This is a genomic window from Nesterenkonia sp. F (assembly GCF_000220985.1).
Lineage (GTDB): Bacteria > Actinomycetota > Actinomycetes > Actinomycetales > Micrococcaceae > Nesterenkonia.
In genome coordinates this window covers 1-7,537 of sequence record NZ_AFRW01000045.1, presented here as the reverse complement: position 1 = coordinate 7,537, position 7,537 = coordinate 1, and the positions used below count along the sequence as shown (strand labels likewise).

Genomic DNA, 7,537 nt, shown 5'->3' with positions numbered 1-7,537 from the left:
CCGATGCACCGCGGCGGCATCACCCCGCACCTCGACCACGTGGGAGCCTCCGAGCGGGTCGCCGGGCGCCGGTTCCACGGCTGAGCGGCGTCCTGACGTCACCAGACGTCACCCTGACGTGGGCGGGACGGGCGCCGGCCTCGGCGTGGGCGCCGGCCGGGGTCTGCGGACCGAGGAGTAGACTCGCGGCCATGGACACCACCTGCCGCTGCGATCGCCGCACCGTCCTGCACCACGCCGCCGTCGGCGCTGCCGGGGCCTCGGCCCTGGCGCTCTCGGCCTGCGGAGGCTCGGGCTCCGGGGCCGACGCCGGCTCCTCGGGAGGCGAGTCGGACGCGACCTCGGGCACCTGGCAGACCGCCGTCGAGGCGGACTCCGTGCCGGAGGTCGGCACCACCGTCTCGGCCTCGGCGGGCGAGACTGACCTGCTGGTCCATCGGTCCGCCGAGGACGAGGTGCTGGCCTACTCCTCGGTCTGCACCCACCAGGGGTGCACCGTGGAGCCGGGCGACGAGGAGTTCACCTGCCCGTGCCACAACTCGAGCTTCGCCGCCGCCGACGGCTCGGTGGTCTCCGGGCCGGCGCGGAGCCCGCTGCCGACGGTCGAGGCCCGGATGACCGACGACGGCGCCGTCGAGGTCAAGGTCTGACCGCGCCGGGCGCTCAGTCCTGCGAGCGTCGGGAGACGCGGACCCGGGTCGGCTGCACGTCGGTGCTGCGGACGGCCGCGGCGACCGTCTCGGTCGCCTTGCGCCGATGCAGCGTGTCCAGCGCCATGACCATGGCCTGGGAACCGTCGCGCTCGGTCTGCACCGGGTCCTGCAGCGCACCCAGGCCTCGCCAGGCGAGCCAGGTCAGCGCCGCAGTGTGCACCTGCGTGACGTTGCGCTCCTCGGCGGCGCCCGGGGTCGTGCCCTTCAGCGGGTAGACGACCTCCAGCCCGATCAGCTCCTCGGGATCGGGGGCGACGAACCCGTCGGCGGCGCACTGGGCCCGGAAGCTCTCCAGCAGAGTCTCCGCCTGCTCGGCGCCGGCGGTCTCGGCGGAGATGGTGCCGTTGCGCCCGACGGTGCCGTGGTGGACGACGAACTCGCCGGCCTCCTCGTCGAACCAGGCTTCGCGGTACTCCCAGCCGGCATCGTCGGTGCGTCGGTTCAGCGTCAGCATGGTGCCTCCAGAAGGGGTCGGGCACAGGTCGTGCCCGGGATCGTGGGTCGTGCAGGGCCGAAGGCGGCGACGCCTCCGGCGGCTCATGACGTCTCGGGATGCCTCAGGCGCGCGGTCCGGTCTGCTCATCCCCGGCGCCGCCGGCGTCCTCGGCCGAGGGCCGCGGGGCGTGGAAGGCCGGGATCTCGCCGGTGGGCGTCTCCTCCCCCGGCAGCGGGCGGGCGAAGGGCACGCGGGTGCCCATCACCTGTTCGACGGTGTCCCGGGTGATGTCCTGGGCGGTCAGCCCCACGCGCTCGAGCACCTCGGCCCGGCTGCCGTGGTCCAGGAAGTCCACCGGCAGGCCGACCTCGTTCAGCGCGGTGTCCACGCCGGCCTCGCGCATCGTCTGACGGATGCGGGAGCCGACGCCGCCGGCCTTCACGCCGTCCTCCACGCAGACCACGATGCGGTGACGCGCGGCGAGCGAGACCACCGACTCCGGCACCGGCAGGACCCAGCGCGGATCGATCACCGTCGCCCCGATGCCCTGGGCGGCCAGCCGCTCGGCGACGTCCAGCGAGATCTCGGCCATCGCGCCGACCGAGACGATGAGCACATCGTCGGCGTAGCGCGGCGCGCCGTCCTCGCCGGCGGCGGCGTGCAGCACGTCCACGCCGTCGTCGAGGCGCTCGCGCGCGTCGATCTCCCCGTTCACCGAGCCCTTGGAGAAGCGGACCACCGTCGGCGCGTCGTCGACGACGACGGCCTCGCGCAGCTCCTCGCGCAGCCGCGAGGAGTCCCGCGGCGCCGCGATCCGCAGCCCCGGGACGATCTGCAGCAGCGAGAGGTCCCACATGCCGTGGTGGCTGGGCCCGTCGGGGCCGGTGACCCCGGCCCGGTCGAGGACCACGGTCACGCCGGCGCGGTGCAGGGCGACGTCCATCAGCAGCTGGTCGAAGCCGCGGTTGAGGAAGGTCGCGTAGAGCGCGACCACGGGATGATAGCCGCCGTAGGCCAGTCCCGCGGCCGAGGCCAGGGCATGCTGCTCGGCGATGCCGACGTCGTAGACGCGCTCGGGATGCCGTGCGGCCATGGTGCTCAGTCCGACGGGGATGGTCATCGCTCCGGTGATCGCCACGAGGTCGTCGCGCTCGTCGGCCAGGGCGGTGATCTCCTCTTCGAAGACCGAGGTCCAGGAGCGGGCCGCGCCGCGGTGCACCGGCTCGCCGGTCTCCGGGTCGATCTTGCCGACGGTGTGGAACTGGTCGACCTCGTCGGCGCGGGCGGGCGCGTAGCCGCGCCCCTTCTCGGTGAGCGCGTGGACGATGACCGGACCGCCGTAGTTGCGCGCGTCGGTCAGCGCCTCCTCCAGGGCCTGCTGGTCGTGGCCGTCCACCGGGCCGATGTACTTCATGCCGAGGTCCTCGAAGAGGCCCTGCGGCGCCCAGAAGTCCTTGGCCCCCTTCTTCGCCGCGTGCAGGCTCCGGTAGACCATCTGCGAGACGGGGCCTCCGTGCTGCAGCCGCTGTTTGGTCCCGTCCATGGCGCGCTCGTAGACGCGGTGGGTGCGCACCTTGTCCAGCACGCCGCGGCGCAGTCCGTCGAGCTGCCGAGCGATGCCGCCGACGGTCGGCGCGTAGGAGCGGCCGTTGTCATTGACCACGATCACCACGCGCCGGTCCTTGTCGGCGGCGATGTTGTTCAGCGCCTCCCAGGACATCCCGCCGGTGAGCGCGCCGTCGCCGATGACTGCGACGACGCAGCGATCGGACTCGCCGGCGAGCACCCGCGCCTTGGAGACCCCGTCGGCCCAGGACAGCGAGGACGAGGCGTGCGAGGACTCGACGATGTCATGGTCGGACTCGGAGCGGTCCGGGTAGCCGGCCATCCCGCCCTGCTGGCGCAGCGTGGAGAAGTCCCGCCGGCCGGTGACCAGCTTATGGATGTAGGACTGGTGGCCGGTGTCGAAGATGACCGAGTCGCGCGGCGAGTCGAAGATCCGGTGGATCGCGAGGGTCAGCTCGACGACGCCCAGGTTCGGCCCGAGGTGGCCCCCGGTCCGGGAGACGTTGCTGACCAGGAACTCGCGGATCTCCTCGGCGAGTCGTACGAGCTGCTCGGCGCTGAGCCGGCTCAGGTCCTGCGGGGACCGGATCGTCTGCAGAATGCCCATCTCCCCAGTCTAGCCCTCGTCTCGCTCCGCGTCCGCCGACCGCCCCTGCCTCGAGGCGATCCTGACGCGCCTCGACCACCTTCAGGGCCCAGGCCCGGCCCCGACGCCGGAGCAGCCGGCCGCCGATGCGGCGACACGGCGGTCGAACTGCCCGACGAGTCCTCGTCTGCACACCTGATGTGCCAGAACCTGCGCCTCCGGCGGGGGTCTGCGGCACATCAGGTGTGCCGTCGCGGGACAGCGGCCGGGAAGGCGCGGATGGCCGGCCTCGAACCGTGGGCGAGAATTCCGTCCCCGCACGACCGCGGGGCGGCCCCGACGCGTCGTCGGGACCGCCCCGCGGTCCTGGTCGATCGATCGCCCTGCCCGGCACAGACGGGACGACGTCGTGGATCCGATCAGCTCACGAGCTGACCAGCTGGCGCAGCACGAACTGCAGGATGCCGCCGTTGCGGTAGTAGTCCGCCTCGCCGGGGGTGTCGATCCGCACCACGGCCTCGAAGGAGACCTCGGTGCCGTCCTCCTTGGTCGCGGTCACCGTCAGCGTCTTCGGGGTCACGCCCTCGTTGAGCTGGGTGATGCCGGTGATCGAGAAGGTCTCGACGCCGGTCAGACCCAGCGAGTCGGCCGACTCGCCCTCCGGGAACTGCAGCGGCAGCACGCCCATGCCGATCAGGTTCGAGCGGTGGATGCGCTCGAAGGACTCGGCGATGACGGCCTTCACGCCCAGCAGCCGGGTGCCCTTGGCCGCCCAGTCGCGCGAGGAGCCGGAGCCGTACTCCTTGCCGCCAAGGACGACCAGCGGGATGCCGGCCTCCTGGTAGTTCATCGCCGCGTCGTAGACGTAGGCCTGCGGGCCGCCCTCCTGGGTGAAGTCTCGGGTGAAGCCGCCCTCGACGCCGTCGAGCAGCTCGTTCTTGATCCGGATGTTGGCGAAGGTGCCGCGGATCATCACCTCGTGGTTGCCGCGGCGCGACCCGTAGGAGTTGAAGTCCTTGCGGGCGACGCCGTTCTCCAGCAGGTACCGGCCGGCGGGCGTGTCAGACTTGAACGCGCCGGCGGGCGAGATGTGGTCGGTGGTGACCGAGTCGCCCAGCTTCAGCAGCACCCGCGCGCCGGAGACGTCCTCGACCGGAGCCGGCTCCAGGGTCATGCCCTCGAAGTACGGTGCCTTGCGGACGTAGGTGGAGTCCGGGTCCCAGTCGAAGGTGGTGCCTTCCGGAGTGTCCAGCTCCTTCCACCGGTGGTCCCCGGCGAAGACCGACTCGTACTCCGAGGTGAACATCTCGGTGCTGATGGACGAGTCGATGATCTTCTGCACCTCGACCGGGTCCGGCCAGATGTCGCGCAGGTAGACGTCCTGCCCGTCCTCGTCCTGACCCAGCGGCTGGTTCTCGAAGTCGAAGTCCATCGTCCCGGCCAGCGCGTAGGCGACCACCAGCGGCGGCGAAGCCAGGTAGTTCATCTTCACGTCCGGGTTGATGCGGCCTTCGAAGTTGCGGTTGCCCGAGAGCACTGAGGTCACCGCGAGGTCGTTGTCCTGCACGGCCTGCGAGACCTCCGGCTCCAGCGGGCCGGAGTTGCCGATGCAGGTGGTGCAGCCGTAGCCGACGACGTAGAAGCCGACCTTCTCCAGGTACTCGATGAGTCCGGACTTCTCGTAGTAGTCGGTGACGACCTTCGAGCCCGGCGCGATGGAGGTCTTGACCCACGGCTTGTTGGTCAGGCCCTTCTCCACGGCGTTGCGGGCGAGCACGCCGGCGGCCATCATCACGTTCGGGTTCGAGGTGTTGGTGCAGGAGGTGATCGAGGCGATCGAGACCGCCCCGTGGTCCAGCTCGAACTCGCGGCCGTCCTCGGTGGTGACCCCCACCGGCTTCGACGGCCGGGTCGACCGATGGTCATGGCCGTCGTGCCGGGAGCGGTCCTTCACGTCCTGGCTCTCGGTGGCCTCGTGGGCCGGCGCGTCGGAGGCCGGGAAGGACTGGTCCGAGGCCGCGTCGGCGTGGCCGTTGATCGTGTGCGGCGCGTCGTCGACGTAGTTGAGGATGTCGCGGCGGAACTGGTCCTTGGACTCGGTCAGCTCGATGCGGTCCTGCGGACGCTTCGGCCCGGAGATCGAGGGCACCACGGTGGAGAGGTCCAGCTCGAGGTACTCGGAGAAGCGCAGCTCGCGCTCCGGGTCGTGCCACAGACCCTGCTCCTTGGCATAGGCCTCCACGAGGGAGACCTGCTCCTCGCTGCGGCCGGTCAGGCGCAGGTAGTCCAGGCTGACCTCGTCGATCGGGAACATCGCCGCCGTCGAGCCGAACTCCGGGGACATGTTGCCGATGGTCGCGCGGTTGGCCAGCGGGACCGCGGCCACGCCCTCGCCGTAGAACTCGACGAACTTGCCGACCACGCCGTGGTCGCGGAGCATCTGGGTGATGGTCAGCACCACGTCGGTGGCGGTCGCGCCGGCCGGGATCTGCCCGGAGAGCTTGAAGCCGACCACGCGCGGGATCAGCATCGAGATCGGCTGGCCCAGCATGGCCGCCTCGGCCTCGATGCCGCCGACGCCCCAGCCGAGCACGCCCAGGCCGTTCTCCATCGTGGTGTGCGAGTCGGTGCCGACGCAGGTGTCCGGGTAGGCCCGCAGCACGCCGCCGACCTCGCGGGTCATCACCGTGCGCGCCAGGTTCTCGATGTTGACCTGGTGGACGATGCCCATGCCCGGGGGCACGACCTTGAAGTCGTCGAAGGCGGTCTGGCCCCAGCGCAGGAAGCGGTACCGCTCGCCGTTGCGCTGGTACTCGATGTCCATGTTGCGCTCGATGGCGTCGGAGTTGCCGAAGGAGTCGATCTGCACCGAGTGGTCGATGACCATCTCGGCCGGAGCGAGCGGGTTGATCCGGTCCGGGTCGCCGCCGAGGTCGGACACGGCCTCGCGCATGGTGGCCAGGTCGACCACGCAGGGCACGCCGGTGAAGTCCTGCATCAGCACGCGACCCGGGGTGAACTGGATCTCGGTGTTCGGCTGCGCGGTCTCGTCCCACCGGCCGAGCGCGGAGATGTGCTCGGCCGTCACATTCGCCCCGTCCTCATGGCGCAGGAGATTCTCCAGCAGCACCTTGAGGCTGTACGGGAGGGTCTCGCTGCCCTCCACGGTGTTCAGGCGGAAGATTTCGTAGTCGGCGCCGTCGACGTTCAGAACGTCCTTGGCTCCGAAGCTGTCCACTGTGCTCACGTGGGACTCCTCATGTAGTTGCCGGACTGACACGGTCGACGCCGTCGACGACGACGCCGACTCCGGGCTCCGCAGGCGACGACGGCGGCGCGCCCCACAGGTCCGGGTCGCCCCGAAGCCGGCTCGTCGGCGAGCCTGCGGCGTCGGGTCAGCAGCGCGACCCGGTCCCGGCGCATCCGCTGGTCAGACGCCCGTCGGAACCGTATCCGCGACCATCCTACTCGTTCGTCGCTCCTCCGTGGGAGCGCGCGACGGAGCCTCGGAGCCGGCATCACCGGCGCCGGCGGCGTCTCCGTCGGCCGGGCCGCGGGCGGCTCAGCGCTCGAAGACCGCCACCGACTCCATGTGGTGGGTGTTCGGGTAGAGGTCGAGCACCTGCAGCCGACGCATCCGCCACCCGCGGGCCAGCAGATCCTTGGCGTCGCGGGCGAAGGAGGCCGGTTCGCAGGCGACGTAGACCACACGCCGCGGCCCGGCGTCGTCCAGGCCGGCGACGACCTCGCGGCCGGCACCGGCTCGCGGCGGATCCAGCAGCACGACGTCGGAGCCGGAGAGCGCGTCCAGCGCGGCCTCCACCGCCGCGCGCCGCACGGTGACCGACTCGCAGCCGTCGAAGAGCTCGGCGGCGCTGCTGCTCGACGACCGTGCCCCCTCGACGCTGAGCACCGAGCCCTGCGGACCGACCGCCCCGGCGGCCCAGGCGGTGAACAGCCCCGCACCGGCATAGAGGTCGGCGACGGCGTCGCCGGGCTCGACCTGAGCCAGGTCGGCGACAGTGCGCACCAGCGCCTCCGGAGCGTGCCGATGGACCTGCCAGAAGCCCTCGGGCCGCACCGCGACCGTCGAACGGGGCCCCTCGGGGCCGGCCACAGCCGTCGGCAGCGGTTCCTCGACCGTCCTGGACCCCACGACCGTCTCGTGCTCGACGACGGTGGCCGGCGCCGCCGCGCGGCCGCGGCGCGCACCCCGCCCGCGGCGGCGCGGCGGCG

The 7,537-nt window shown here is 71.7% G+C and carries 5 protein-coding genes; 1 reads left to right on the top strand and 4 read right to left on the bottom strand.

Annotated elements, in window-relative coordinates:
* The first annotated feature begins 191 nt into the window (after positions 1–191).
* Positions 192–650, top strand: a complete 459-nt coding sequence (locus GU5_RS0103915; RefSeq protein WP_010524274.1) for a Rieske (2Fe-2S) protein — start codon at positions 192–194, stop codon at positions 648–650.
* 13 nt (positions 651–663) lie between these two features.
* On the opposite strand, the gene GU5_RS0103910 is transcribed toward GU5_RS0103915, so the two are convergent.
* The 4 genes from GU5_RS0103910 to GU5_RS13900 all read right to left on the bottom strand — a co-directional run.
* Entirely contained in the window at positions 664–1,167 is a 504-nt protein-coding gene (locus GU5_RS0103910) for a hypothetical protein (protein ID WP_010524273.1), read from the bottom strand.
* 103 nt (positions 1,168–1,270) lie between these two features.
* Entirely contained in the window at positions 1,271–3,322 is a 2,052-nt protein-coding gene (dxs, locus tag GU5_RS0103905) for a 1-deoxy-D-xylulose-5-phosphate synthase (RefSeq protein ID WP_010524272.1), read from the bottom strand.
* A gap of 403 nt (positions 3,323–3,725) precedes the next feature.
* Positions 3,726–6,548: an aconitate hydratase gene (locus tag GU5_RS0103900; protein ID WP_010524271.1), complete on the bottom strand. Its 2,823-nt coding sequence runs from the start codon at positions 6,546–6,548 to the stop codon at positions 3,726–3,728.
* A 315-nt stretch (positions 6,549–6,863) separates the two neighbouring features.
* Positions 6,864–7,537: deoxyribonuclease (locus GU5_RS13900; RefSeq protein WP_010524270.1), on the bottom strand; the 674-nt coding region annotated here is incomplete at its 5' end.

Bases quoted from the DNA above. Each gene is read 5' to 3' on its own strand.
- dxs (WP_010524272.1), bottom strand. From the start codon at position 3,322: ATGGGCATTCTGCAGACGATCCGGTCCCCGCAGGACCTGAGCCGGCTC.
- GU5_RS0103910 (WP_010524273.1), bottom strand. From the start codon at position 1,167: ATGCTGACGCTGAACCGACGCACCGACGATGCCGGCTGGGAGTACCGC.
- GU5_RS0103915 (WP_010524274.1), top strand. From the start codon at position 192: ATGGACACCACCTGCCGCTGCGATCGCCGCACCGTCCTGCACCACGCC.